Source organism: Streptomyces sp. SYP-A7185 (assembly GCF_046103685.1).
Taxonomy (GTDB): domain Bacteria; phylum Actinomycetota; class Actinomycetes; order Streptomycetales; family Streptomycetaceae; genus Streptomyces.
Genome location: NZ_CP122310.1, coordinates 3,839,083 through 3,864,430, shown reverse-complemented (window position 1 = coordinate 3,864,430; position 25,348 = coordinate 3,839,083). Strand labels below are relative to the sequence as shown.

Annotated in this window: 23 protein-coding genes and 2 tRNA genes; 8 read left to right on the top strand and 17 right to left on the bottom strand. The window is 72.2% G+C overall.

Annotated features, from left to right (window positions below; genetic code table 11):
- Positions 1-33 precede the first annotated feature (33 nt).
- From QBL25_RS16895 to QBL25_RS16885, 3 genes are read left to right on the top strand one after another with little or no spacing between them, the layout of a single operon-like run.
- Entirely contained in the window at positions 34-1,338 is a 1,305-nt protein-coding gene (locus QBL25_RS16895; protein WP_409057867.1) for a sensor histidine kinase, read from the top strand.
- Positions 1,293-1,976 carry a LuxR C-terminal-related transcriptional regulator gene (locus QBL25_RS16890; protein WP_409057866.1) on the top strand — a complete coding sequence of 228 codons (684 nt, stop codon included), beginning with the start codon at positions 1,293-1,295 and terminating at the stop codon, positions 1,974-1,976. Before QBL25_RS16895 ends, QBL25_RS16890 begins: the two co-directional genes overlap by 46 nt.
- Before the next feature lie 51 nt (positions 1,977-2,027).
- The gene (locus QBL25_RS16885; protein ID WP_409057865.1) at positions 2,028-2,309 is read left to right on the top strand and encodes a hypothetical protein; all 282 of its coding nucleotides are present in this window, start codon (positions 2,028-2,030) and stop codon (positions 2,307-2,309) included.
- Here QBL25_RS16885 and QBL25_RS16880 read toward each other — a convergent pair.
- From QBL25_RS16880 to ehuB, 9 genes are all read right to left on the bottom strand, one after another.
- Positions 2,284-4,533 (bottom strand): MMPL family transporter, encoded by a 2,250-nt coding sequence (locus tag QBL25_RS16880; RefSeq protein ID WP_409057864.1) that lies wholly within the window; start codon positions 4,531-4,533, stop codon positions 2,284-2,286. The two genes, QBL25_RS16885 and QBL25_RS16880, sit on opposite strands and share 26 nt — an antisense overlap.
- Before the next feature lie 207 nt (positions 4,534-4,740).
- Positions 4,741-5,412, bottom strand: coding sequence for a response regulator (locus QBL25_RS16875; protein WP_409057863.1), 672 nt, complete (start codon positions 5,410-5,412; stop codon positions 4,741-4,743).
- Positions 5,345-6,607 carry a sensor histidine kinase gene (locus tag QBL25_RS16870; RefSeq protein ID WP_409057862.1) on the bottom strand — a complete coding sequence of 421 codons (1,263 nt, stop codon included), beginning with the start codon at positions 6,605-6,607 and terminating at the stop codon, positions 5,345-5,347. Before QBL25_RS16870 ends, QBL25_RS16875 begins: the two co-directional genes overlap by 68 nt.
- Positions 6,608-6,761: 154 nt before the next feature.
- Positions 6,762-6,835: transfer RNA gene (locus QBL25_RS16865), tRNA-Lys, on the bottom strand.
- Positions 6,836-6,895: 60 nt separating this feature from the next.
- Complete coding sequence (locus QBL25_RS16860) at positions 6,896-7,654, bottom strand: IclR family transcriptional regulator (RefSeq protein ID WP_409057861.1); 759 nt, start codon at positions 7,652-7,654, stop codon at positions 6,896-6,898.
- A gap of 188 nt (positions 7,655-7,842) precedes the next feature.
- A complete protein-coding gene (ehuA, locus tag QBL25_RS16855) occupies positions 7,843-8,655 on the bottom strand; it encodes an ectoine/hydroxyectoine ABC transporter ATP-binding protein EhuA (RefSeq protein WP_409057860.1) in 813 nt (270 codons plus the stop codon).
- A complete protein-coding gene (gene ehuD / locus QBL25_RS16850) occupies positions 8,645-9,310 on the bottom strand; it encodes an ectoine/hydroxyectoine ABC transporter permease subunit EhuD (protein WP_409057859.1) in 666 nt (221 codons plus the stop codon). Before ehuD ends, ehuA begins: the two co-directional genes overlap by 11 nt.
- Complete coding sequence (gene ehuC / locus QBL25_RS16845; protein WP_409057858.1) at positions 9,307-10,047, bottom strand: ectoine/hydroxyectoine ABC transporter permease subunit EhuC; 741 nt, start codon at positions 10,045-10,047, stop codon at positions 9,307-9,309. Before ehuC ends, ehuD begins: the two co-directional genes overlap by 4 nt.
- Entirely contained in the window at positions 10,044-10,994 is a 951-nt protein-coding gene (gene ehuB, locus QBL25_RS16840) for an ectoine/hydroxyectoine ABC transporter substrate-binding protein EhuB (protein WP_409057857.1), read from the bottom strand. Before ehuB ends, ehuC begins: the two co-directional genes overlap by 4 nt.
- Positions 10,995-11,091: 97 nt before the next feature.
- Between ehuB and QBL25_RS16835 the strand changes: the two genes are divergently transcribed.
- A complete protein-coding gene (locus QBL25_RS16835; RefSeq protein ID WP_409057856.1) occupies positions 11,092-11,592 on the top strand; it encodes a DUF3830 family protein in 501 nt (166 codons plus the stop codon).
- Positions 11,593-11,614: 22 nt separating this feature from the next.
- Here the strand turns inward: QBL25_RS16835 and QBL25_RS16830 are convergent, their stop codons facing one another.
- Positions 11,615-13,018, bottom strand: coding sequence for an amidase (locus QBL25_RS16830; protein WP_409057855.1), 1,404 nt, complete (start codon positions 13,016-13,018; stop codon positions 11,615-11,617).
- Between the two features lie 95 nt (positions 13,019-13,113).
- Positions 13,114-14,070 carry a D-2-hydroxyacid dehydrogenase gene (locus QBL25_RS16825; RefSeq protein ID WP_409057854.1) on the bottom strand — a complete coding sequence of 319 codons (957 nt, stop codon included), beginning with the start codon at positions 14,068-14,070 and terminating at the stop codon, positions 13,114-13,116.
- Positions 14,071-14,399: 329 nt separating this feature from the next.
- On the opposite strand from QBL25_RS16825, the gene QBL25_RS16820 reads away from it, so the two are divergent.
- The 3 genes from QBL25_RS16820 to QBL25_RS16810 all read left to right on the top strand — a co-directional run bounded on the left by QBL25_RS16820 (position 14,400) and on the right by QBL25_RS16810 (position 17,287).
- Positions 14,400-15,236, top strand: coding sequence for a decarboxylase (locus tag QBL25_RS16820; RefSeq protein WP_409057853.1), 837 nt, complete (start codon positions 14,400-14,402; stop codon positions 15,234-15,236).
- A gap of 12 nt (positions 15,237-15,248) precedes the next feature.
- Positions 15,249-15,986, top strand: a complete 738-nt coding sequence (locus tag QBL25_RS16815) for a decarboxylase (protein WP_409057852.1) — start codon at positions 15,249-15,251, stop codon at positions 15,984-15,986.
- Positions 15,987-16,189: 203 nt separating this feature from the next.
- On the top strand, positions 16,190-17,287 hold the full coding sequence (locus tag QBL25_RS16810) for an LLM class flavin-dependent oxidoreductase (RefSeq protein WP_409057851.1): 1,098 nt from the start codon (positions 16,190-16,192) through the stop codon (positions 17,285-17,287).
- Here the strand turns inward: QBL25_RS16810 and QBL25_RS16805 are convergent.
- Positions 17,266-19,092 carry a putative bifunctional diguanylate cyclase/phosphodiesterase gene (locus QBL25_RS16805; protein ID WP_409057850.1) on the bottom strand — a complete coding sequence of 609 codons (1,827 nt, stop codon included), beginning with the start codon at positions 19,090-19,092 and terminating at the stop codon, positions 17,266-17,268. The genes QBL25_RS16810 and QBL25_RS16805 overlap by 22 nt on opposite strands.
- 327 nt (positions 19,093-19,419) lie before the next feature.
- Here QBL25_RS16805 and QBL25_RS16800 point away from each other — a divergent pair, with 327 nt between their 5' ends.
- The gene (locus QBL25_RS16800) at positions 19,420-20,700 is read left to right on the top strand and encodes a M6 family metalloprotease domain-containing protein (protein ID WP_409057849.1); all 1,281 of its coding nucleotides are present in this window, start codon (positions 19,420-19,422) and stop codon (positions 20,698-20,700) included.
- 144 nt (positions 20,701-20,844) lie between these two features.
- Here QBL25_RS16800 and QBL25_RS16795 read toward each other — a convergent pair.
- The 5 genes from QBL25_RS16795 to QBL25_RS16775 form a co-directional block, all read right to left on the bottom strand.
- Positions 20,845-20,918: transfer RNA gene (locus QBL25_RS16795), tRNA-Lys, on the bottom strand.
- The gene (locus QBL25_RS16790) at positions 20,909-21,535 is read right to left on the bottom strand and encodes a bifunctional DNA primase/polymerase (protein WP_409057848.1); all 627 of its coding nucleotides are present in this window, start codon (positions 21,533-21,535) and stop codon (positions 20,909-20,911) included. The genes QBL25_RS16795 and QBL25_RS16790 overlap by 10 nt, the downstream gene beginning before the upstream one ends.
- Positions 21,536-21,841: 306 nt before the next feature.
- Positions 21,842-22,204, bottom strand: coding sequence for a hypothetical protein (locus QBL25_RS16785; RefSeq protein ID WP_409057847.1), 363 nt, complete (start codon positions 22,202-22,204; stop codon positions 21,842-21,844).
- Positions 22,205-22,280: 76 nt separating this feature from the next.
- Positions 22,281-23,645, bottom strand: a complete 1,365-nt coding sequence (locus QBL25_RS16780) for an AAA domain-containing protein (protein WP_409057846.1) — start codon at positions 23,643-23,645, stop codon at positions 22,281-22,283.
- On the bottom strand, positions 23,642-25,273 hold the full coding sequence (locus QBL25_RS16775) for a hypothetical protein (protein WP_409057845.1): 1,632 nt from the start codon (positions 25,271-25,273) through the stop codon (positions 23,642-23,644). The genes QBL25_RS16780 and QBL25_RS16775 overlap by 4 nt, the downstream gene beginning before the upstream one ends.
- Positions 25,274-25,348 lie beyond the last annotated feature (75 nt).

The following is a 25,348-nucleotide window of genomic DNA, read 5'->3' as shown; positions in this document are numbered from 1 at the left end:
GAGCCGCCCCAGCCCCCGCATACGGTGACCCCCATGGCCAGGGAAAGCGTGTGGGTGGGGCTGCGGCAGCCGGCGTATCTCCGGAGCAGTGCGCCCTGGAGGGGCGTCGGTTATCTCCTCGGGGGCGTCGCCCTAGGCCTTGGTGTCCTCGTCGGCGGGGTCGTCGCCCTGGTCCTCGTCGCCGCCCTCGCCCTGGTACTCGTGGGGCTGCCCCTCGTGCCCCTCCTGGGCTTCACCGGCATCCCCGTCGCCGCCCTGGAGCGCCGCCGCCTGCGCCTCGTCGATCCCGCTCCCGAAGCCCTCACCCCCCACCGGACCCCCGAAGCCCCGGGCATCCCGGCCTGGTTCACGCTGCGGCTCAAGGAGCAGGCCACCTGGCGCGAGCTCGCGTACGCCGTCCTGCTCGCCCTCGTGCTGTGGCCCCTGGACCTCCTGGTGCTCGCCTGCACCATCGGCCTCCCCGCCGTCCTCGTCGGAACCCCCGTGCAACTCGCCCTCGACGGCGGCGAGATACGCGCGGCCAAGCTGTGGATCGTCGGCGACTACCCGCACGCCTTCGCCACGGCCCTCCTCGGCCTCGCCCTCCTCGCCCCGCTGCTCTACCCCCTGGGCGCCTACGCCGCCGCCCGCGCCGCCCTCGCCCGGCTCCTCCTCGCGCCCCGCGAAGCCGAGTTGATCAGCCGCCTCGCCGAAGTGACCCGCTCCAGGGCCCGGTTGGTCGACGCCTTCGAAGCGGAACGGCGCCGGATCGAGCGTGACCTGCACGACGGGGCCCAGCAGCGGCTGGTGGCGCTCACCATGGCCCTGGGCCTTGCCCGGCTCGACGCGCCTCCCGGCAGCCCCCTCGCCGCCCGCCTCGCCACGGCCCACGACGAGGCGGGGCACGTCCTCACGGAGCTGCGCGAACTCATCCGCGGCATCCACCCGCAGGTCCTCGCCGACTACGGCCTCGCCGCCGCCGTCGAGGACGCCGCCGACCGCTCACCGGTCCCCGTGGACACCGACCTGGACCTGCCCCGCCTTCCCGAACCCGTCGAATCCGCCGGGTACTTCACGGCCCGCGAGGCCCTCACCAACATCGCCCGGCACAGCAACGCGCCCCGCGCGCACATCAGGGCCCGCCACGAGCACGACGTCCTGCGCATCGACGTGCGCGACGAGGGCGACGGCGGCGCCGACCCGGCCCGGGGCACCGGCCTGACCGGCCTTGCGGACCGGATCGCCGTGCTCGATGGCACACTGACGGTCGCCAGCCCGCCCGGCGGCCCGACCGTCCTGTCCGTGGAGATACCGTGCCGAGCCCAGCCCACCCCGAGGCCCCCGCGCCACGACGACTGAAGATCGTCGTCGCCGAGGACAGCGTGCTGCTCCGCGAGGGACTCGTCGGCCTGCTCGCCCGCTTCGGCCACGAGGTGCCCGCCGCCCTCGGCGACGCCGAGGGCCTGCGCGCGGCGGTCGACGAGCACGACCCGGACCTCGTCCTCACCGACGTGCGCATGCCGCCCACCTTCCAGGACGAGGGCCTGCGCGCCGCCCTCGCCCTGCGGGCCGGCCGGCCGAAGCTGCCGGTCCTGGTGCTCAGCCAGTACGTGCAGCGTTCGTACGCCGCCGAACTCCTGGACACCGGCGACGGCACCGGAGTCGGCTATCTGCTCAAGGACCGGGTGGGCCAGGTCGAGCAGTTCGCCGACGCGGTGGCCCGGGTCGCGGACGGCGGCACGGTCGTGGACCCGGAGGTCGTACGGCAGTTGATCAGGCGCCGCCGCGACCCCCTCGAACAGCTCACGCCCCGCGAGCGCGAGGTGCTCGGCCTGGTCGCCGAGGGCAGGTCGAACGCGGCGATCGCCGCCGAACTCGTCGTCAGCGAGGCCGCGGTGGGCAAACACATCGGCAACATCCTCGGCAAACTGGACCTGCCGCCCGGCGAGGGAACCCACCGCAGGGTGCTGGCGGTCCTGGCGTACCTGCGGTCCTGACCGCGGAAAGCGTGCACAGGCCACCGGTCAGGTCCATTACGATCCTGAACCATGAGCACGTCAGACCAGACACGGGCCGGCCTCACGCCGCGCCAGGCCAGGCGCCTGCGGATCGCCGCGGCCTCGGTGCTGATGGCCGCGGCGGCCGTGGTGCTCGCCGTACGCCTGGCGAGCCGGTCGTCCGTCCTGGTCGTGGGGGTGTATGGGCTGCTGCTCGTCCTCTGCGGTCTGGTGATCGAACTCAGCAGGCGCGGCCGGACCAGGCTCGGCAGCTACCTCCTCGCCGCCGGCCTGGTGGCCGCCCTGCTCATGGACTGGGTGGTGCTTGCCTGACCGGTTCGGGGGCGGCGGCCGGCGCCTCGCGGAGCCCGTAGCGCCGGTGGATCCGCCGCAGCCGCGGCGGCGCCCACCAGGCACGGCGGCCGAGCAGCGTCATCGTCGCCGGGACCAGGAACATCCGCACCAGCGTCGCGTCGATGAGCACCGCGAGCGTCAGACCGAGCCCGATCTGCAGGATCGGTGAGAAGCCGCCGGTCATGAAGCCGCCGAAGACGATCGCGAGCAGCAGCGCCGCACAGCTGACGACACGGCCCGAGCGGCGCAGCCCCTCGACGGTGGCGGTGCGGGGGTCGCCGGTCGCCAGCCAGGTCTCCCGCATCCGGGACAGGATGAACAGCTCGTAGTCCATGGCGAGTCCGAACGCGATCGCGATGATCAGCGGTGGCGCGGTCAGGCTCAGCGCCCCGAGTCCCTCGCCGCCGAGCAGCCCCGCGAGATGCCCGTCCTGGAACACCCACACGACGACGCCGAGCGCGGCGCCCAGGCTGAGCAGCGTGGTGGCGAGCGTGCGCAGCGGGAGCAGCAGCGAGCCGGTGAAGGAGAAGAGCAGGGCGAACAGGCCCACCAGGACGGTCAGAACGGCCCAGGGCGCGCGGTCGGCGAGCATCGAGCGGAAGTCGACGAGGCTCGCGGCGTTGCCGGTGACCTGGACGGGTTCGTCGCCGCGCAGGTCGCGCACCCGCTCCACGAGCCGGGTGGCGGTGGGGCCGTCGACCGGACCGTCCGGGGTCAGCCGCAGCAGGACCGTGCCGTCGGTCGGCCGCTCGCGGTCGGCGGAGCTGATCCCCGGGAGCGCCAGGATCTCGTCCTCGCGGTCGGGTTCGGCGCCCGGCCCGACGAGCACCTGGACGGGATCGGTGTCCGTGCCCGCCGGGTAGTGCGCGCGCACGGTGTCGTACAGCTGCCGTGCCTCGGTGCCGTGCGGGAGCTGCCGGGCGTCGCCGATGTTGATGCGCATCCCGAAGGCGGGCAGCGCCAGCAGGGCGAGCACGGCGACGACGGCGGTGGTCACGGCCACGGGACGCCGGGCGGAGAAGAGCGCGAGCCGGGCGAAGAAGGCCCCGGACCCGGAGGTCCCTGACCCGGAGGCCCCGGACCCGGAGGTCCCGGAGGTCTCTGACGCCCCGGAGCCCCCGGCAGACGTGCCACGCCCACGCGCACGCCCACGCCCACGTTCGCGCCACCACGCCGGCGCGCCCCCGCGAGAGCGCGTGCCCGAGGGTGCGATCTTCCCGCCGAACAGCGCGAGCAGCGCCGGCAGCAGCGTCAGGGCCGCCAGCATGTCGACGACCACCACCGCACCGGCCGCGAGGCCCATGCTGCGCAGGAACGGACTGGGGAACCAGACAAGCCCCGACAGGCAGATGGCCACCGTCAGACCGGAGAAGAGGACCGTGCGCCCGGCGTGGGCGACGGTCGCGTGCACGGCCCGCGCCACGTCGTCCGTCCTGGCCCGCTCCTCGCGGAAGCGGATCACCATCAGGAGGGCGTAGTCGACGGCGAGGCCCAGGCCCAGCATGGTGACGATCTGGACGGCGTATACGGAGATCTCCGTGACCTGGCTGAAGCCGTACAGGGTCAGGAAGGCGCCGGCCACGCCGCTCACGGTGACCAGGAGCGGCAGCCCGGCCGCCCGGAGACCGCCGAAGATGAGCAGGAGCACGACGAGTACGGCGGGCAGGGTGATCAACTCGGCCCGTGCCACGTCCTCCTGGGCCCGGCCGCCCATCTGCTCGCCGAGCAGCGGCCCGCCGCTCACCGCCACCTCACCGGCGGTGATCTCCCGCAGGCGGTCGGCCGCGTCGCCGACGGCCGCTTCCTCGGCGTCGTCGTCGAGGCCGCCCCGGAGGGTGACCGGGACGAGCAGCGCCTCGCCGTCCTCGGCGACCAGGCCCCGGGTGGTGTACGGATCGGGCACCCGGGCGATGCCCGGCTGGTTCCGTACGTCGGTGACCGCGTCGCGCACCTGGGCGCGGAGCCGCGGCGTGTCCACGGCGGACGCGGAGACGACGGCGGTGAAGTCCTCGCCCTGCGGGGTGAGTTCGGCGAGGCGTTCCGCCGCGACGACCGACTCGCTGCCCGGCACGTCCTCGACGGACGAGGTCAGGTCGCCGAAGACGCGGGTGCCGAAACCGAAACCCAGGACGAGGAGCAGGAGCCAGACGAGGACGACGGTACGGGGGCGGGTGGTCGCGATACGGGCGAGGGCGGCCGGCATGGCTCTGCCTCCTCCAAGGACGGGGTCCGGTGTGCCCTCAGAGTCGTCCTCCGCCGCGTGCGGCGGATCGCCGCGCCGGGCGGTCTTGCCCTCTCCCTCGCGCGGGGTAGTCCTCCGTCCCGCGGGGGAGGAGCGGGGGCGCAGGAGGCGGACGGAGGAGCGGGCACGGAGGAGAGGGGAAGCACGGCGGCGGCCCGTCGGCCGGGCCTAGCTTCCCGGCACCACGAGGCCCGTCTCGTACGCGCAGATCACCGCCTGCACCCGGTCCCGCAGCGCCAGCTTCGACAGGACGTTGCTGACGTGGGTCTTCACCGTGTGCTCGCTGACCACGAACGACTGCGCTATCTCCGCGTTCGACAGGCCCCGGGCCAGGAGCCGCAGCGTCTCCTCCTCGCGGGCGGTGAGCACCGCGAGGCGTTCGGACGGCGCCATCGCGGGCGCGTCGGCGTCCGTGCGGCGGCGCCGGACCACGTCCGCCACCAGGCGCCGGGTCACCGAGGGCGCGAGCAGGGAGTCCCCGGCGGCCACGACGCGCACGGCGTGCACCAGGTCGTCCCTGCGGACGTCCTTGAGCAGGAAGCCGCTGGCCCCCGCGTACAGCGCCTCGTACACGTACTCGTCGAGATCGAAGGTGGTGAGCATGACGACCCGGCAGCCGGACTGCGCGCACACCTGGCGGGCCGCCTCGATGCCGTCCATCCCCGGCATCCGGATGTCCAGGAGGAGGACGTCGGGGGCGTGCCGGCGCACCGCCGCGACGGCTTCCGCGCCGTCGCCGGCCTCGGCCACCACCTCGATGTCGGGCTGCGCCTCAAGGATCATGGAGAAGCCGCTGCGCACCAGCTCCTGATCGTCGGCGACCGCCACCCGGATGCTCATCCCCCAAGGATGCCGTGGGCAGCCGCACGGCGACACGGAATCCACCATCGGGTCCGTGCCCGGCCTCGGCCGTGCCCCCGCAGGCGGCGGCGCGCTCCTCGATGCCGACGAGCCCGTGCCCCGCCTCGTTCCCTGGCCCGTGCCCCGCGTCCTGCGCGGCGCGCGGCCCCACCCCGTCGTCCTCGACCGACACCCGCAGCGCGTCCTCGCTCCAGCCGAGCCGAATCCGCACGGCGGTCGCCTCCGCGTGCTTCACGCAGTTGGTCAGCGCTTCCTGGACGATGCGGTACGCGGCCACCTCGACGTCCGGGGCCAGCGGGCGGGGGCGGCCGGTCTCCGTCAACTCGACCCGCAGGCCGGTGTGTCCGACGAGCGCGACCAACTCCGGGAGGGCCGCGAGCGTGGGCTGCGGGACGCGTCCGCCGTCCGGGGCCGAGGGTTCGCGCAGGACGCCCAGGATGCGCCGTAACTGCACCATCGCGTCGCGCCCCGCTCCGGCGATCGCCTCGAAGGCTCCCACCGCGCGGTCGGGGTCGCTGCGGACGACCACGGGCCCGGCCTCCGCCTGGACCACCATCAGGCTCACCGCATGGGCGAGGATGTCGTGCATGTCGCGGGCGATCCTGGCCCGCTCCCTGCCGACCGCCCGCGCCGTCTCGGTGGCCCGCTCCCGCTCCAGGCGCCGGGCCCGGTCCTCCAGGGCCGCGGTGTACGCGCGCTGCACGCGGGCGAAGGCCCCCAGGGCGTACGCGCTGACCAGGCTGAGCAGGTGGAAGGGGTACTCGTACGGCTCGGCGTGCTCCTTGAAGGTCATGGTGATCGCCGCCCCCGCCAGCCACCCGCCGAGCATGACGCGCCGCTTCAGGGGGGTGCTCAGGGCGGCCACGGTGTAGAGGGCGACCATGCCACCGAAGCAGACGTCGGGCGGCGGCCGGTGGTGGAGCGCCATGGCGGGCGTGAAGACCGCGATCACGGCGGCGCAGGCGAAGGGCGCGCGGCGCCGCCAGACCAGCGGCACCGCGGTTCCGGCGCCGAGGACGAAGCCGCCCGGGCTGAGCGGGTCGCCGCCCTCGTCGGGGAAGAGGAACTGGAGCGAGACGGCGAACAGCACCACCGCGGCGAGCGCGGTGTCCACGGCGTAGGGGTGGTCGGTGCGCAGCCGGGACAGCGCGGGGAAGGGTCGTTGCCGTTGCATCGGGCGGCTCCTCGGGGCAGGAGGCCGTGCCAGTATCGCGGCGGTCCGCGGGCGCTGTCCTCACCGGTGCGGGGGATATGCGCGGGGGAGTGCCGGACGGTGTCCGTACGACGCAAGAAGCCCCCCGCTCGCGCGAGGGGCTTCTCACTGTCTGTGCGCCGCCAGGGACTCGAACCCCGGACCCGCTGATTAAGAGTCAGCTGCTCTAACCAACTGAGCTAGCGGCGCCTGCTGACGGAAAAATAATACCTGGTCCCGGAGGGTGCTCCGAACCGCTGCCCGAAGCCCCTAGATCGCGAGGGAGAGCAGCACCGGCGCCGCCCCGCGGTTGAGCGTCAGGGCCGCTTCCCGGAGCCGGTGCGCGTGCTCCACCGGCAGGGACAGGGCCAGGCAGCCGACCGCGGAGCCCGCCGTGATGGGGACGGCGGCGCAGACCGTGCCGACCGCGTACTCCTGGAGGTCGAGGACCGGGACCGTCGCGGGCTGGGCGGCGAGGCGGTTCAGGAGGATCCGCTCGTTCGTGATCGTCCGCGAGGTGAGGCGGGCCATCTTGTGACGGGAGAGGTGGTCCTTGCGGCCGTTCAGGTCGAGCTGGGTCAGCAGGCTCTTGCCGACCGCGCTGGCGTGGGCGGAGGAGCGGAAGTCCACCCATTCGTTGACCTTGGGGGTGCGGGGGCCGTCCGCGAAGTCGGTGATCTTGATTTCGCCGTCCTCGTACCGGCTGATGTAGACGGCCGCGCCGATCGAGTCGCGCAGCTCGTCGAGGGTGCCCTTGAGCTTGTCCCGCAGGGCCTGGTCGCGGCGGTCGGCCGAGCCGAGGCGGGCGAGGGAGGCGCCCGTCACGTACGCCCCGTCGGCGACCTGTTCGACGTAGGCCTCGCGGCGCAGCATGCGCAGCAGGGCGGCGAGCCGGTGCGCGGGCAGTCCGGTCTGCCGGCCGAGCTCGGCCTCGGTCACGCCGGTCTCGTGCCGGGCGACGGTCTCCAGCACCCGCAGGGCGCTCTGCACCGAGTGCTGCGGCGTGGTCGGCTCGTGCTTCAGTGCCACGGCTTCCCCCTGCGTGCAACCGTTCCGGACAGCTGGGCTCCGTCCCACGATAGCCGCCAAGAGGCCTTTTTGGAGGGGCTGTTGGCGAGAAGGGTGGTGCGCTCCGGCCCTGTCAGCAGGAGCGCACCACTCTGGCATATGCCAGAGTCACCAACCAGGGCCATGACCTGCCTGGTGACCGTACGCGGTCACAGGACTGCGCTGAGGAACTCCCGGGTGCGCTCGTGCTCGGGTTCGGTGAAGATCTTCTCCGGCGTCCCGGCCTCGATGACCCGGCCCGAGTCGAACATCAGGACCTGGTCCGAGATGTCACGGGCGAAGTTCATCTCGTGGGTCACGCAGAGCATCGTGATGTCCGTGGTGTGGGCGATGTCCCTGAGGACGTCCAGCACACCGGCCACCAGCTCCGGGTCGAGCGCGGACGTCACCTCGTCCAGGAGCAGCACCTGCGGGCGCATCGCCAGGGCGCGCGCGATGGCCACGCGCTGCTGCTGGCCGCCGGAGAGCTGGTTCGGGTACTTGTCGATGTGCTCGGTGAGCCCGACCAGCTCCAGCAGACCGCGGGCGCGCTCCTCGGCCTCGTCCTTGGACAGGCCGAGCACCTGGACCGGCGCCTCGGTGATGTTGCGCAGGACCTTCATGTTCGGGAAGAGGTTGAACTGCTGGAAGACCATCCCGATGTTCTTGCGGACCTCGCGGATGTACTTCTCGTTCGCCGGCACGAGCTTGCCGTTCTTCTCCTCGTGCGTGAGGTAGCGCCCGCCGACCTTGATGGTGCCCTCCTCGGGCTTCATCAAGGTCATGAGCAGCCGCAGGATCGTGGTCTTGCCCGAGCCGGAGGGACCGATCAGCGTGACGTGCTTGCCCGAGTCCACGGAGAAGTCGAGCTCGTCCAGGACCGTGTTCGACCCGAACCTCTTGGTGACCTTGTCGAAGCGGATCAGCTCGCTGCCGTCCACCGCCGGGTTGGCCGTTTCCTTGGGAGTGGTTTCAGACGACAAGACGACGCTCCAGAGCTCGGAGGAGGAGGGAGGACGGGTAGGCGATGACGATGAAGGCGACGCCCACGACGGTCAGGGCCTCGGTGTACTGGAAGGTCTCCGCGGCCTGGAGCCGCGAGCGCTGGAGCAGTTCGAGGACGCCGATGCTGGCGAGCAGCGGGGTGTCCTTCAGCATCGCGATGACGTAGTTGCCGAGCGCGGGGATCACGCGGCGGATGGCCTGCGGCAGGATCACCGCGGTCCACGTGTGGCGGTAGGGCAGGCTCAGGGCCGTGGCCGCCTCCCACTGGCCGACGGGCACGGCCTCGATGCCCGCGCGGTAGACCTGCGCGGTGTACGTCGAGTAGTGCAGGCCGATCGCGATGGTGCCGGTCGTCAGCGCGGAGAACTGGATGTCCCACTCCGGCAGCACGAAGAAGAAGAAGAACAGCTGCACGAGCAGCGGGGTGTTGCGGATGAACTCGGTGATGATGCCGACCGGCCACCGCACGAAACGGCTGGGCGCGCGGAACAGGAGCGCCCACACCAGGCCGAGCGAGAACGAGATCAGCGAGCCGAGCGCGAGGACCTGGAGGGTGGTGAGCACGCCGTCCCAGAAGTGCGGCATGAAGTCGGCGACGGCACCCCAGTCCCACTTGTCAGTACCGTTGTTCATGCGCCACCGCCCCCGCTCTTCGGCATCTGTGCCACCTGCATCTCCTGGCGCCAGTTCAGCCTGGACATCAGGCCCCTGGACTCGGTCTTCTGCCCGATCCCGGCCTTGGTCTTACGCTCCAGAGAGCGCATCCCGCGGGTGAGCAGGAACGCGATCACGAAGTAGATGACCAGGGTGATCGTGTAGATCTCGGCGCTCTCCGTGGTCGCCAGGCGCACCAGGTTCGCGGCGAAGGACACGTCGCCGATCCCGAGCAGCGAGACCAGGGCGGTGCCCTTGAGCAGCTCGATCAGCAGGTTCGAGAACGGCGGGATCATCTCCGGGATGGCCTGCGGCAGCAGGATCAGCCGCATCCGCTGCGCCGGACTGAAGCTCAACGCGACCCCCGCCTCGCGCTGCGCCGGTGTCACGGAGTTGAGCGAGCCGCGCACGATCTCGGCGCCGTACGCGCCGTAGGAGAGTCCGAGGGCGAGCACGGCCGCCCACATCGGGACCAGCGCCCAGCCCACCAGCTGCGGCAGGACGAAGAAGATCCAGAACATCAGCACCAGCGACGAGGTGCCGCGGAAGATCTCGGTGTAGAAGCCGGCGACGAAGCGCACGGTGCGCAGCCGGTGGGTGCGGGCCATGCCGACGCCGAAGGCGACGACGGTGGCCAGGGCAGCGCTGTAGATCGTCAGCTGGATGGTGATCCAGATACCGGGCAGAACCCAGTGTTCCCACAGTCCCGCTGTCATTTGCACAGCTCCTCTGCGGTGAGCGTGGTCATCTCGTCCTTGGTGAAGCCGAACTTCTTCAGGATCCGGAAGAGCTCGCCGCTCTTCTTCATCTTGTGGATCTCGACGTTGAAGGCATCGCGCAGTTTCGTGTCGGTGGGCCGGAAGGTGAAGCCGCCGCCGTCGATCTGCTTCTCGCCGTCGACGATGGGCGCGAAGGCCTCGGTGGCCTCCGCCTTGGTGCTCTTGCGGACCACCCCGCGGCCGGTCAGCGCCGTGCCCGCGAAGAAGTCGATGCGGCCGGCCTCGACGGCGTTCATGCCCGCGACCGGGTCCGGGAAGATGGAGATCTCGTCGCGCTCGTAACCCGCCGCGATTCCGTAGTCGATCTCCGCGTAGGCGGGGCCCGTGCCCATCTTCGCCTTCGCCTTGAAGGCGTCCTGGTAGTTGAAGAGCTTCTTGGGGTTGCCCTTGCGGACGATGAAGGAGTCCAGCATCTGGTACTCGGGGTCGGAGAAGATGACCTGCTGACAGCGCTCTTTGTTGATGTACATCCCCGCCGAGACCACGTCGAACTGCTGCGTGTTCAGGCCGGGGATGAGCGAACCGAACTCGGTCGCCACGGGCTGGACGTTCGGGACGCCCAGACGCTTGAAGATCGTTTTCGCGAGCTCCACCGCCTCTCCGGTGAAGGCCCCGTCCTCGTCGATGTACCCGTACGGCGCCTCACCCGCGATCCCGAGCCGTACGGTCCCCTGCGATTTCAGCCGGGCCAGCGTGTCCCCCGTGGGCACCTTGCTGCACCCCGCGGCGCCGAGCGCGCCCACCGCACCTACCGCCGCCGCGCCGAACAGGAGTGATCGTCGGCGGACCCCGGAGTCTCCGGGAGCCGCACTCGCCCCCGTGCCCTTGGCACGGGGGCTCTCTGTCTCATTGCTCTCTGGGTCGTTCCAAAGTGGTGGAGCCATGGGCGCGCGGCTACCCGACTCGACGCGGAATATGCGGGCCAATTTCAGCCCCTGATGCAATCGTTGTGGTCTTGACCCAGGGAGGAGCATGGGACACATGGCAGACCGATTCATCGAAGTCTCCCTCGCCAAGCGGGGAGTTCAGTGCACGGCAAAGCTGCTCGACGACCGGGCCCCGTTGACCTGCGCGGCGGTGTGGGAGGCACTTCCGCTCGGCGAGGACGTCTATCACGCGAAGTACGCCCGCAACGAGATCTACGCCCTCTTCCCGGCCTTCGCGGACCGCGAGCCGCCCCTCGAGAACCCGACAGTCACCCCCATTCCCGGCGACCTCTGCTATTTCTCCTTCAACGGGACGCAGCTGGGCACGCAGGCCTATGGGTACGAACCGGCCGCGGACGTCAAGGCGGGCGCCACGGTCGTGGACCTGGCCCTGTTCTACGAACGCAACAACCTGCTGCTCAACGGCGACGTCGGCTGGGTCCCCGGCATCGTCTGGGGCCAAGTGGTCGACGGCCTCGACCGGATGGCCGAGGCCTGCAACGACCTGTGGCGCGCGGGCGCGCAGGGCGAGACGCTGAATTTCCGCAGAGCGTAGGCCCCCGGCCCCGCTCGTGGGCTCAGCCGACGGCGGGCGGCGCGATGCGCGCGCTGCCCGCCTCGTACAGCGCGTGCGCGGCACGCAGGACGAGGGCGTCCGCGTGGCGCGCCGCGACGATCTGCACCCCGACGGGCAGCCCGTCCCGGTCCACCCCGCAGGGCACGGTCGCGGCCGGCTGCTGCGTCAGGTTGAAGGGGTACGTGAAGGGCGTCCACCCCGTCCACCGACGATGGCCAAAACCTTTCGGTACCTCCGCTCCCGCCTCGAATGCGGTGATCGGCAACGTAGGAGTGACCAGAAGGTCGTACGTCTGATGGAAGCGGCCCATGCGACGTCCGAGCTCCATGCGTACGTCGACTGCCGCGAGGTAGTCGAGCGCGCTGTACCGGGCACCCCGCGCACAGACCTCGCGCAGGCCCGGATCGAGCAACTCGCGCTGGGCCGGCGGCAGATGCTGGGTCACCCGGGCCGCGCCGCTGAACCACAGCGTGTGGAAGGCCTCCACCGGGTCCGTGAAGTCGGGATCCGTCTCCTCGACGTACGCTCCCTGCGCGGCGAGGGACTCCACCGCTTGCCGCACCGCTGCCGCGACCGCGGGCCGTACGGAGACCTGGCCGCCGAGCGAGGGCGAGTACGCGATGCGCAGGCCGCGTACGCCCGCGTCGATGCCCGTGCGGAAGCTGTCCGCCACCGGCCCCAGCTGTGACCAGTCGCGCGGGTCGCCGCCGCTGATGACGTCCATCAGGAGCGCCGCGTCCGCCGCGTCCCGCGTCATGGGCCCGACGTGCGCCAGCGTCCCGAACGCCGACGCCGGGTACAGCGGCACCCGGCCGTACGTCGGCTTCAGCGCGAAGATCCCGCAGAAGGCGCCCGGGATGCGCACCGAACCGCCGCCGTCCGTGCCGAGCGAGACCGGCGCCGCGCCGAGCGCCACGGCCGCCGCGCTGCCGCCGCTCGAACCGCCGGCGGTCCGGGTGGTGTCGTACGGATTGCGCGTGATGCCGCTCAGCGGGCTGTCCGTGACGCCCTTCCAGCCGAACTCGGGCGTCGTCGTCTTCCCGACGAACACCGCGCCGTGCTCCCGCAGCCGCGCCACCGACGGCGCGTCCTCGTCCCAGGCCCCTTCCGGGCGAATGGTCCTCGACCCCCGCAGCGTCGGCCCTCCGCGCTGCAACAAGATGTCCTTGACCGTGACCGGGACGCCGTCCAGGAGGCCCTGGGGCTCACCCCGCCGCCACCGCTCCGTGCTCACTTCGGCCTGCGCGAGGGCCTCGTCGCCGTCGATGCGCACGAAGGCGTTCACCGCGGGCTGCACGTCCTCGGCCCTGCGCAGCACCGCCCGTGTCGCGTCGACCGGACTGAATTCGCCCTTGCGATAGGCGTCGACGAGTTGTGCCGCGGTGAGATCCGTGAGCTCGGTCATGCACGCTCCTCATGGGGGAGGGAAGTGGCTCGCCTCAGGGGGGTGTGGGAAGTGCTCGGGTCGTGGCCGCGCGCGGGGCACGGCCCGGGGAGTGATCAATTCCCCGGTACATACCCACGTTCCTTGTCCACCACGTTCGACAGGGGCCGCCCGGCGGCCCACTCCTCGTACAACTCCACGAACTGCGCGCCCAGTTCGTCGCGCCAGCCCACCGTGTCCCCGCTCATGTGCGGCGACACCAGCAGTCCCGGTGCCGTCCACAGGGGGCTCTCGGGAGGCAGCGGCTCGCGCTCGAAGACGTCGAGCGCCGCCCCCGCGATCCAACGCTTCGAGAGGGCCGCGGCGAGATCGTCTTCCACGACGAGCGCGCCACGCCCGATGTTGATGAAGCGCGCCGACGGCTGCATCATCCCGAAGCGCCGCGCGTCGAACATGCCGCGCGTGTCGTCCGTGAGGGGCGCCGCGCACACCACCCAGTCGGCCCTCGCCATCAGCCGGTCGAGTTCGTCGGGGCCGTGCACGCCGTTGCGCGCGCTGCGCCCCACCAGGGCGGTGATGATCCCCATGCCCTTGAGCATGCGCACGATGGCGTGCCCGATCGGCCCCGAGCCCACCACGCACGCGCGCGTACGGGCGACCCGCTGGGTCTCGCGGTGCTGCCAGGTGCGCTCGCCCTGGAGCTGGAGCGTGCGCGGCAGATCCTTGGCCATGGCTAGCACGAGCGCGGCCACGTACTCGGCGATCGGCTGGTCAAAGACACCGCGGGCGTTGGTCACCAGGGTGTCGGAGGCGGCGAGCTCCGGGCACATGAGCCGGTCCACGCCCGCGCTCGCGGTGTGCACCCAGCGCGGCCGCGGCCCGTCACCCGGCCAGGCGAGCCGTACCGCGTCCGACAGGAAATCCCACACCAGCAGCACGTCCGCGTGGGGAAGTTGGGCCGCCAGGGTCTCCGCGTCCGCGTGCAGGATCCGGGCGCGGCCGGTCAGGCTGCCCAGACGGGGCGGCGGTGCGGGGGACGGGGCGTCAAGGACCAGAACGGTTGTGTCGGACATCGGGTCCTTCGTCGATTCGGAGGTCGATTCGGACATCGAGGAGAAACCGTTTCGCAATGAGAGTCCGCTTCCCTGAGAACGTGTCGGCCGGAGCCGCCTGAGATGCGCGGATTGACCACGCTCGCACCTGAAACTACCTTCGTCAACAGAGGTGCTCTATCACAAGCACCGCCCGACTGAGTACGCTCCGTATGAGGTCGTAGCACACTCTGTAGCGCCTTCTCGCGCTCTCTGCCCCGTCCCGACGTCCCGGCGCGTCGCCGGTTCCGCATCTCCCGGCCCCCGGCCGGTCCCTCCATTGCACGCACGCACGAATCTGGGGCCTGCTCATGGACGTCTCTTTCCTCGGCGGACCGCACCCTCAACGCGGTGTAGGTGTCGTCGCCCCTTTCGACTTCGCCCTCGACCGGGAGCTCTGGCGCTGGGTGCCGGACGAGGTCTCCCTGCACCTGACCCGCACTCCGTACGTGCCCGTCGAGGTAAGCCTTGACCTGGCACGACTCGTCAGCGAGCACGAGACGCTCGCCGAGGCGGTGCGCGCGCTGAGCGCCGCCGAACCCGAAGTTCTCGCGTACGCCTGCACGTCGGGCAGCTTCGTCGGCGGCATCGCCGGCGAGCGCGCGATGTGCGAGGCCATGACCCGCGAAGGCGCGGTCTCCTCGGTCACCACGTCGGGGGCGCTGCTCGAAGCGCTGGCGGACCTGGGCGCGCGGCGCATCGCGCTGGTCACGCCCTACACCTGGTCGGTGACCCAGTCCCTGGAGCACTACCTGGCCGAATCCGGCGTGTCCGTCACCGGCCGCGCCTATCTGGGCCTGACCAGGCACATCTGGAAAGTCCCCTACAAGGACGTGGCGGAGATGGCGCGGCGGGCGGTGCTCGGCGGGGCCGACGCGCTCTTCATCAGCTGCACCAATCTCGCGACGTACGACGTCATCCCGCAGCTGGAGGCCGAGCTGCGGATGCCCGTGATCTCCGCGAACCAGGTGACGATGTGGTCCGCCCTGCGCCGTCTGGGTACGCATGCGGTAGGGCCCTACCAGGCGCTGATCGACACGAGTGCGAGGCCGGGCGCGGGTCCGGTCGCGGGGCCCGGCGAACTGCCGGGCGTCATGCCGCTCGATCCGCCCCAGGGCCTGCCCGAAGGACCACCGACGCTGCCTTGAAGGAGGCTGGAAGTGACCGCACTTGGTTTCCTCTATCCGGGTCACTCGGCTGAGGACGACTACCCCCGCATGGAGCAGATGCTGGGGAGTGACGTCCGGTTGCAGGTCGTCCACACCGACATCGGCGAGGACGCGCACCGGGTCGACGCGCTCCTGGAGATGGGGTCGACGCAGCGGCTCGCCGCGGGGGTCGAGGAGCTGCGTCTGTCCGGTGCGGAGGCGGTGGTGTGGGCCTGCACCAGCGCGAGCTTCGTCTTCGGCTGGGAGGGCGCGCACGACCAGGTCCGCACGCTGGCCCGCACGGCGGGGCTGCCGGCCTCCAGCACGTCCTTCGCGTTCGCCCACGCGGTGCGTGAGGTGGGGGCGAGCAGGGTCGCCGTCGCGGCGACCTATCCGGAGGACGTCGCCGGACTCTTCGCCGCGTTCCTGAAGGCGGCGGGCGCGGAGGTCGTGTCCACGCAGGGGAACGGCATCATCACGGCCGCCGAGGTCGGTACGTGGGGCTGGGAGGAGGTGCTGGCCATGGCCCGGGCGGGCGACCACCCGGAGGCGGAGGCGATCCTGCTCCCGGACACGGCACTGCACACGGCGGCATACGTCCAGGACCTGGAGCGGGAGCTGGGCAAGCCGGTCCTGACGGCGAACCAGGTGACGGTCTGGGAAGCCCTGCGCCTGGCCGCCCGCAGGGTACACGCCCCGACCTTGGGCACACTCTTCACCAAGGAGCCGGTGGTACAGGTGAGGGCGTAGGGACGCGCCGCCGGGCAATCGGGCGGCTGGGCGGGAAGGCCTGTTCGGCACGGACAAGACCGCGGGGCACCCCAGGAACCCCAGGGCACCCCAGGAACCCCAGAGAACCCGCCCAGGGGAACCCCACGGGAATAAAGCGGAGTGTGCCTCCTGTTGCACCGCGAAGCAGAGAAACGCATCGCGCAGCAGGAGGCAGGACCCCCGTGACAGTGGAACCGAGCGACGACATCCGCGGCGAGCGGCACGGCAGCGCACCCGTCCCGCTCTCCGTGCTTGACCTGGTGACCGTGGGCGCGGGGCGGACCGCCACCGACGCCCTGCGCAAGAGCGTGGACATCGCCAAGCTGGCGGAGGCCCGCGGCTACCACCGCTACTGGGTGGCCGAGCACCACTCCATGCCGGGCGTGGCCTCCTCGTCCCCGGCGGTCATCCTGGCCCACCTCGCCGCCCACACCGAGCGGATCCGCCTGGGCTCGGGCGGCGTCATGCTGCCCAACCACGCTCCGCTCGTCATCGCGGAGCAGTTCGGCACCCTGGAGGCCATGGCCCCGGGCCGGATCGACCTGGGCCTGGGCCGCGCGCCGGGCACGGACGGCGCGACCGCCGCCGCCCTGCGCCGGACGGACCGCCTCAACGAAGGCGCCGACGACTTCCCCCAGCAGCTCGCCGAGCTCACCCGCTTCCTGGACGACGACTTCCCCGACGGCCACCGGTACAGCCGTATCCACGCCGTCCCCGGCCCGGTCCAGGCCACCTCGCCCGGCGGCGTCCAGTCCCCGCACCGCCCGCCCCTGTGGCTGCTCGGTTCCTCCGGGTTCAGCGCACGCCTCGCGGGAGTCCTCGGCCTGCCCTTCGCCTTCGCGCACCACTTCTCCGCGCAGAACACCCTCCCGGCGCTCGACCTCTACCGGGAGTCGTTCAAGCCGTCCGCCGTCCTCGACGCCCCGTACGCCCTCATCGGCGTGTCGGCCCTGGCGACCGACGACGAGAAGGAGGCCCGGCGGCAGGTCCTGGCCGCCGCGCTGAACATGGTCCGGCTGCGCACCGGGAAGCCGGGTCTCGTCCCGACCCCCGAGGAGGCCGAGGCGTACCCCTTCAGCGAGATGGAGCGGGACTTCGTCGACAGCTGGAACTCCAACGTCATCCACGGCACCGCCGACCAGGTCCGCACCGGCCTGGACGACCTCGCCAAGCGCACCGGCGCCGACGAGATGATGCTCACGGCCAACGCCCACGGCGGCGACGTGCGGCTGCGCTCCTACGAGCTGATCGCCGACGCCTACGGGCTGCCCGCCGCCTGACCCGCGGTCGCGAGCAGCGCGGAGATACGATCCGGCGTCACCGGGCGGGAGTACAGCCACCCCTGCCCGGTGTCGCAGCCGATCCGCCGCAGCCGCGCGGCCTGCTCCTTGGTCTCCACGCACTCCGCGGTGACGGTCAGGCCGAGCCGGTGCGCGAGCTGCACCAGGGCCTCGACGATGACCTCGTCCGCGGGGTTGATGTGCGCCTCGCCGGCTTCCGCGTCGTACTGGAAGCCGCGCACGAAGGACCCGTCCAGCTTGAGGACGGAGACCGGCAGCCGGCTGAGGTACGCGAGGTTCGAGTACCCCGTGCCGAAGTCGTCGATGGCGATCCGCACCCCCATGTCGCTGAGCGCCTGGAGCGCCTGGAGCGGACGTCCCGCCGAGCCCATCACCGCCGACTCGGTCAGCTCCAGCTGGAGCAGCTCGGGGGCGAGTCCGGTCTCGGCGAGGATCTGCGCCACGTCGGCCACCAGGTCCGAGTCCCACACCTGCCGCACCGCGACGTTGACGCTCACGAAGAGCGGAGGCCGCTCCGGGTGGTCGAGCTGCCACTGCCGGGCCTGCCGGCACGCCGTGCGCAGCACCCAGCGGCCCAACTGCACGATCGAGCCGTCCTCTTCGGCCAATCCGATGAACCGATTCGGCGTCAGGAGGCCGAAGCGCGGGTGCTGCCAGCGCACCAGCGCCTCGACCCCGCGCAGACCGCCGTCCTCCAGGCGCACCAACGGCTGGTAGTCCAGCAGGAACTCACCGCGCTCGACGGCCGGACGCAGGGAACTCGACAGCGTCTGCCGGGTCATGCGGTGGGCGTTGCGCTCCGGGTCGAAGAGCGTCCAGCGCGCCTTGCCGTCCGACTTCGCCCAGTAGAGCGTCGTGTCGGCCGCCTGCATCAGACACGTCGTCGTGGTCCCCGCGGCACGCCGCTCCACGACACCGATCGACGCCGACACCGAGAGCCGCTGGCCCGCCAGGTCGAAGGGTTCCTGCAACGCCTTGAGCGCCATCCCGGCGAGGTCGGCCAGCTGGTCCGTGCCCGTCGAGTCCTCCACCAGGAGCGCGAACTCGTCGCCGCCCAGCCGCGCGACCAGCGGTACGGACGTCCTGCCGTGCCCGGCTTCGTCGGCGCAGCGCGTGAGCCGCTCCGCGACGGCCGCGAGCAGCCGGTCGCCGACCCGGTGGCCGAGCGTGTCGTTGACCGCCTTGAACCCGTCGAGGTCCAGATAGCACAGGCCGATCCGGCCGGTGCCCGTGTCGTCGTACGCCCCCGCTTCGAGCGCGGCGGCCAGGCGTTCGAAGAACAGGCTGCGGTTGGGCAGCCGGGTGACGGGGTCGTGCATCTGGAGATGCCGCAGCCGGGCCTGGAGCTCGCGGCGCGCGCTGATGTCGGTGGCGGCGAGCAGCACCGTACGGCCGCCGGGCATCGGCGAGACGGTGACCTGGATCCACAGGGAGTGCCCGTCGGGGTGTTTCAGGCGCCGGGTGCAGCGCAGCTTGGCCTGGCGGCCGCGGAGCACCTCGCGGTAGGCGTGCCAGGTGCGCGCGTCCGACGCGAGGTCCACCAGATCGGCGGCGAGGCGCCCCGTCAGGTCGTCCGGGGTCGCGCCGAGCAGCTCGCAGAGCGCGTCGTTGGCATCGACGACGAGGCCGTCGGCGTCCACGACGCCGAGGGCGAGCGGGGCGGCGGCGAAAGCGGCCCGGTGGTCGGGCCGCTGCCCCGGACGGTGATGCTCCGTGATGGGCGCCCTGGCGAGGTCGGGTGCTGTGACCGCTGTGGGCGCTTGGCCTTCAGACGTTCCGTTCACCACTTGCTCCCGCAGTGCAGTTGTTCGGCGAGGCCGGGCCCGCGCAGGAAAGTGTGCCGATCATAGGGGCTGGCCCGAGGGCGCATCCAGCCACGGAGCGGTGCCGCGTGGCGGCCGTGCGGGGCATAGGACAGGCGCATGCCCGGTACGGATGTGGCACCTCCCCGGCGGCAGATCGTTTCTGCTCGCCCGTGTACTGGTTGCTTTACGCCTCAATCTGCCCGCCGACAACTTGTGACGTTCCGTGAGCACTCCGGGAGTGGCTCATCACCCGGCTGGGTCAGACAAACAACGCATATATGAAAAAAGCGGCACAGGGTGGGTGGGATGCCCCGCAACCCGCACCCGGAGGTCGACGTGCCGCGTCAGCTACCCCCCTGGGGACTCACCCGTGGAGGGGAGAGAACGCGGTTGCGCAGCACGGCCGCCGCCCTCACGTCCCTGACCGCCCTCGCGGCCACGGGCCTGGTCGCGGGCCCGGCGATCGCGCAGGCCCCGGGGGTCCCCTGCGCGCTCCAGCGCACGCCGGCGCATCACTCCGAGGGCCTCGACACCTGGAACGGCGCCTATCCGCGCCCCGACCGGACCCTCGACGCGGTCATGGTCTTCCTCTCCTTCCCCGACTCCCCGCCCCGGATCACCCCCGAGGAACTCGCGGCCGACCACTTCCCCGCCACCAGCCAGTTCTTCGACCGCGCCTCCTACGGCAAGTTCACCCTGCGCCCGCATCCGCGGCGCGAGTGGGTCGAGATGCCGGACTACTCCACCTCGTACGCCATACAGCGCGACTGGAACGCCTCGCGGCGCAGCGCCTATCTGCGGGACGCGGTGGCTGCCGCCGATCCCGAGGTCGACTTCTCGCGATACGACGTCGTCTACTTCGTCGCCGACCCGGAGGCGCCCGGCGTCGACTCGGACGCGACGAAGGTGGTGAACTTCGACCGGCCGATGCGGGCCGACGGCACGGACATCAAGCGCATCGTCACGGTCTTCGAGCGGCATCCGCCGGACCGCAACGTCCTCGCCCACGAGACCGGCCACGTCTTCGACCTGCCCGACCTCTACCACCGGCCGACGGACGGCGAGGGCGACTGGGACACGCACGTCGGCGACTGGGACCTCATGGGCAGCCAGTTCGGGCTCTCCCCGGACCTCTTCGGCTGGCACAAGTGGAAGCTCGGCTGGCTGGACCGGCGGCAGGTGGCCTGCGTGGGGGGCGAGGGGCGGCGGCTGACCCTGGAGCCGCTGTCGGCGCGGCCCGTGCGTGGCGGCGTCGGCGGCACCAAGCTCGCCGTCGTCCGCACCGGGCGCGGCAGCGCGATCGCCGTCGAGGCGCGCGGCGCGGTGGGCAACGACCGCGCGACGTGCAAGGAGGGGGTGCTCGTCTACCGGGTACGCAACGAGGCGCCCTCCGGCGGCGGGCCCGTCGAGGTCCTCGACGCCCATCCGGACTCGGAGGCGTGCTGGGGCGACTCGGTGTACCCGCCGCTCGCGGACGCGCCGGTGGGGGAGGGGGAGAGCTTCACGGTGCCGGACGAGGGCGTGCGCGTCGAGGTCGAGGGGCGTACGGCGTCCGGGGCGTGGACGGTGAAGGTGTCGGTGGGCTGAGAGGCGCCGGGGCGCTACGGCGCCTTATCGGTGTCCGTTCGTTGCCTGTGGATGCCCGCGTACGCCTGGGGAGGCCTGTGGATGCTTGTGGATGCCGGGCATGAAAGAAGCCCCCCGCTTGCGCGAGGGGCTTCTTTCTGTCTGTGCGCCGCCAGGGACTCGAACCCCGGACCCGCTGATTAAGAGTCAGCTGCTCTAACCAACTGAGCTAGCGGCGCCTGCTGACGTCGTAGACCTTAGCATCCTGATCGCCGCCAGGAAAAATCGATATACGGACCGCGGAGCCCGCCGCCGCGCGGGCCGCGCGGACACAGGCCCAGAGCACGACCTCGGGTCCGGGGAGCCAGGGGTGCCGGGCGTCGGGGGCCACGAGCCAGCGCGATTCGAGGTGCCCTTCGAGGCGGCCGGACGGCGCGTTCCCGCGGGTCTGCGCGGTCATCGGCGGGACCGTCACGGCGTCCCCCGTGCCGTGGCAGAGGATGCCGGGCACGGCCCGTCCCCACTCCTCCCACTCCAGGAGCGAGGGCAGCCGCTGGGCGGTCCCGGGGGCGGCGAAGAGCAGCATCCGGCCGCGGTGCGCGGCGACGGGGCCCGAGCCGGGGCCTTCCTCCCATAAGCGGTCGAGCATCCGCCGGCCGAAGACCGCGGGGACGCTCACCACGTCGAAGACGGAGCCGCAGGGGAGGACGGCGGGAGCGGTGGGGCGGCTGCGCCAGTGCGCGAGCGTACTGCGCGGATACGTTTCCGCAGAGGCGAGCCAGGCGGCGCCCTCAGTGGTGACGCCGGAGCTGTCGTCCGACGGGCGGGGGTCCGGGTGGAGACGCGTGGTGCTCATGGCGACTACATCTACCGGTAGTGAGGGTTCCATTTCGGAGAGTTGCAGGAAATCGGGACAAGGTCGGGTGGGGAGGAGTACCTTGCCCTCGTGGCATATGCCCCGTGATCTTCTCGCGAGACTCCGGAGCAGCTCGATGCCCCCGCTCGGCGGCCTTCGCCGGGGGTTCCGGCCGGGGCTCTCATCAGGGCCGCCAGGGGGCCAGGGCTCTCGCCAGGGCCGCCAGGGCTCTCGCCGAGCTCCCGGGCATCCCGGCTCCCGGGCATCCCGGCTCCCGGGCATCCCGGCTCCCGGGCATCCGGCCCCTCAGACGTCCGGGCCGCCGCTCGCGCCGGTTCCGCGCAGCAGATCCCGGCCGAACTCCACCATCTTCTTCGCGTAGTCCTCGGTCCACTGCGCCCGCTCGGCGATCGCCGCGGGCGTCAGGCGGTCGAAGCGCCGGGGATCGGCGAGCTGGGCCGCCGCGATCGCCTGGAACTCGACCGAGCGGTCCGTGGCCGCACGGAAGGCGAGGGTCAGCTCGGTGGCCCGGGCCAGCAGCTCCCGGGGGTCCTCCATCGACTCCAGGTCGAAGAAGTGCTCCGGGTCGGCGACGGCCTCCGCGGGCTCGAAGAGCAGGGGGGCGGGTCGCAGACGCTGCTCGGTCCGGGGCCGCTCGGGCTCCGCCATGGTTCATCCTCCTCGTACGGTTTCCGGCCATCAGGCCGTCTTCCATTCTCCCTTGCCGCGCAAGAGGGCCCCGGGCCTAGGGACGCCAGGGCACGCGATGTTCCGCGAGGCGGGCGAGCACCGCGTGATTGGCCTCCCAGCCGTCCGGGAACTTCACCGTGACGCCCAGCTGGACCGGCTCCGTCGACGGGTGGTCGTCCAGAAGCTCGCCGACGCCCGCGCGGCAGATCACGATGCAGGCGTGCCGGTGGCGGGAGGCCAGGACGCACAGGCGGCCCGTCTCCAGATGGAACGCGGTGGCGTCCGGGCGGCCGGACAGCGGGTGCAGGACCACCGTCACGTCGAACTCGCGCCCCTGGAGCCGGTTGGCGGTGTCCACCGTGACGTCCGCGACGCCCAGCTCGGCGAGGGCCGCGCGGACCGCCGCCGCCTGGTCGCGGTGGGCGGTCCCGACGGCGATCCGGTCGGCCGTCAGAGGGGTGGGGTCCGGGCCGCGCTCCGACGTGGCCGCGCCCCCGCGGTCCAGGAGCCGCCGGACGACCAGCGCCACCGCGCGGACGGCCTCGGGGTCCGTGCGCGGAGTGTTCCGCGCGGGCAGCTCCAGCAGGCCCCAGCCCGACTCGGCCGCCTCGTCGATCACCCGGTCCGGGCCCGAACCGTCCGAGGGCACACCGAAGTCGAGCCGCCGCTCGCCGTGGTCCGTGCCGCTGCGGAAGGGTGTGTACGGATAGAAGGCCGCGGAGACCAGCGGAGCCGCCGACGCGGGAAGCCGCCAGGACACCGGAAGGCGGTGCTGGGGCAGCTCGGGGTTGTGGGCGAGCAGGGTCGTCACGGCGCTCACCGACGGGTCGTACGCGAGACCGGCCCACTGCTCGGCGCCCACGATGGAGAACGGGTCGAGCTGGCCGGGGTCGCCCACGAACAGGGCCCGCTCGAAGAGCCCGGCCACCGCGAGCAGCGCGTCCGAGCGCATTTGGTACGCCTCGTCCACGATCGCGTGCTGCCAGGGCGCGTCGAGCTTGGACGCCTCGACGTGCGCCCACTTCGCGGCCGTCGACACGACGACGTCGAGCCCGGCGAGGTCGGCGGCCTTCGTGGACGTACGGACCGCGGGCAGGTCGTCCAGCGCCTTGTCGTACGCGTCCGGGTCGCTGCTGTGCAGACGGCCGACCGGCAGCTCGGGGTCCTTCTCGGCGAGGCGCAGGACCAGGTCGTCGACCTGTGCGTTCGTCTGCGCGATCACCATCAGCGGGCGTCCCGCCGCGGCCAGTTCGCGGGCCGCGCGCACGACGAGGGTCGACTTGCCCGCGCCCGGCGGCGAGTCCACGACGACGCCGCGGTGCGCGCCGTGCAGCGTGTCGTGCAGGATCGCGTCCGTGGCGCGCGTGGCCGCGGCGCCGGGGTCGAAGGAGGCGCGGTCGAAGGGGGCGGTCGGACTCACAGGGTGTCCTCCGGCGTCACGGGGTCAGGGCGCTCGGCGGCCTCGCCCGGCGGGCCGCCGTGGGTCCAGGGGGTCGCCTCGGGGTCGGGGAGCTTGGGGCCGCCGCGCTGCTCGTGCTCGAAGAGCGTCCAGCAGATCCGGTCGCCCTTCTCCGGCACGGAGCCGGGCTCGGGCTCCTTGCCGCGGCCCATCTTGTCGGTGACGCGCAGGACGACGAAGGTGCCCTCGCCCGCACCTTCGCCCGCTCCGACGCCCTCACCTCCGCCCTCGCCCTCGTACGCGACGAACTCGGCGGTCTGCGGCTTGCCCTGGAGCGAGCGGTACACCTTCGTGCGTGCGGCGAGGTGCGGGTGGTCCTCCGTGCGGACGGTGACCAGGGGGCGGGGGCGTGGGCTCTTGCTCTCGCTGTACGCCATGACCACCTCGGTCACCTCGCCGGCGAAGGCCTCGCCCGCGAGCCGGCGGCCCGCCATCACCAGGGGGTCGTCCAGGGCTTCCTGGGCGTCGAGCCTGGACTGCTCGCGCTCGCGCGTGGCGAGCTTGTTCGCCGCCGTCACCGCGTCGTCGATACGGGGCTGCGGAGGCTCCCCGGCCGTCACGCGGTCCCGGTGGCCGGTGAACGACCAGCGGTCGCGGGTCCAGCGGTCGGCGGCGTGCGGGGCCTCGGGGAGCGTGCACAGCGCGTCGAGACCGCGCCACACCGCGTCCCAGGTGGGTCGGGTCCTGCTCTCGATCAGGGCGCGGATCTCCCGCTCGGCCGCGGCCAGTTCGGCGAGGCGGGCGTCCGCCTGGACGCCGTCCTCGGCGGTGGCAAGGGCGCCGCGCGCGCGGTCGTGGCGCTCGATGGCCGGGGCGAGGAGGCGGTTGTCGAACGCCGGGTCGGTGGCGGGGCCCGCGGGCGGGCAGAGCAGCTGGCCGTCCTTGTCCCGGGCCAGCTCGGCGCGGAGCGCGGCGTCGGCGCCGGAGGTGCCTTCCGGGGCCTCGATCCAGGCGAGCAGGGCGCCGAGGTGCTGGTCCTCCAGGCTGGACTGGCCGGTGGCCCAGTGCCGGGAGAGCAGCTCGGTCATGGCGACGAGGAGGGCGGAGCCCGGGACCCGGGCGCGCTCCCCGAAGTGGGTCAGCCAGCGGCCCAGGAGGGGGACGCGGGGCGGGGCGGGATACGGGGTCTCCGGGTCCTGCTCGGCGGTGCGGCGAAAGCGCGTGGAGCGGCCGATGAGCCGTACGAAGTCGATGCCGGCGCGGCTCGGGACGATCAACTGCGGCGCGTCGGAGCAGAGTTCGACCTCCACCTTGGTGCGCTTGCCGGTCTCCGGGTCGGTTTCGTTGCGCTCCGCCGCTTCGACGTCGTCCGTGAACGAGTCGACGTACTCCAGGACGGTGTCCGCGAGCTGGGCCAGGAAGGTGAACCGGAGGTCGCGGTCGCGGGGCTGGGGCACGACGAGGATGCGGGGCGAGGTGCGCTCCGTGCCGACCAGGGCGCCGAGCGGCGCGCCCGCCTCACCGGCGGTGATGAGCGGGACCAGGACCAGCGGGCGCTGGGACAGATGCCGGTGCCGCACGGTCGCCCGCGGCTGGGCGCGTCCGGTGGCGACCGCTTCCAGACGGGCGAGGTTGTCGATGAGCGACATCAGGCGGCCCTCCCCAGCGGGAACGAGCGGGCGGGAAGGACGGGAGGAGCTGGACGGTCTGGAGAGGCGGGAGAA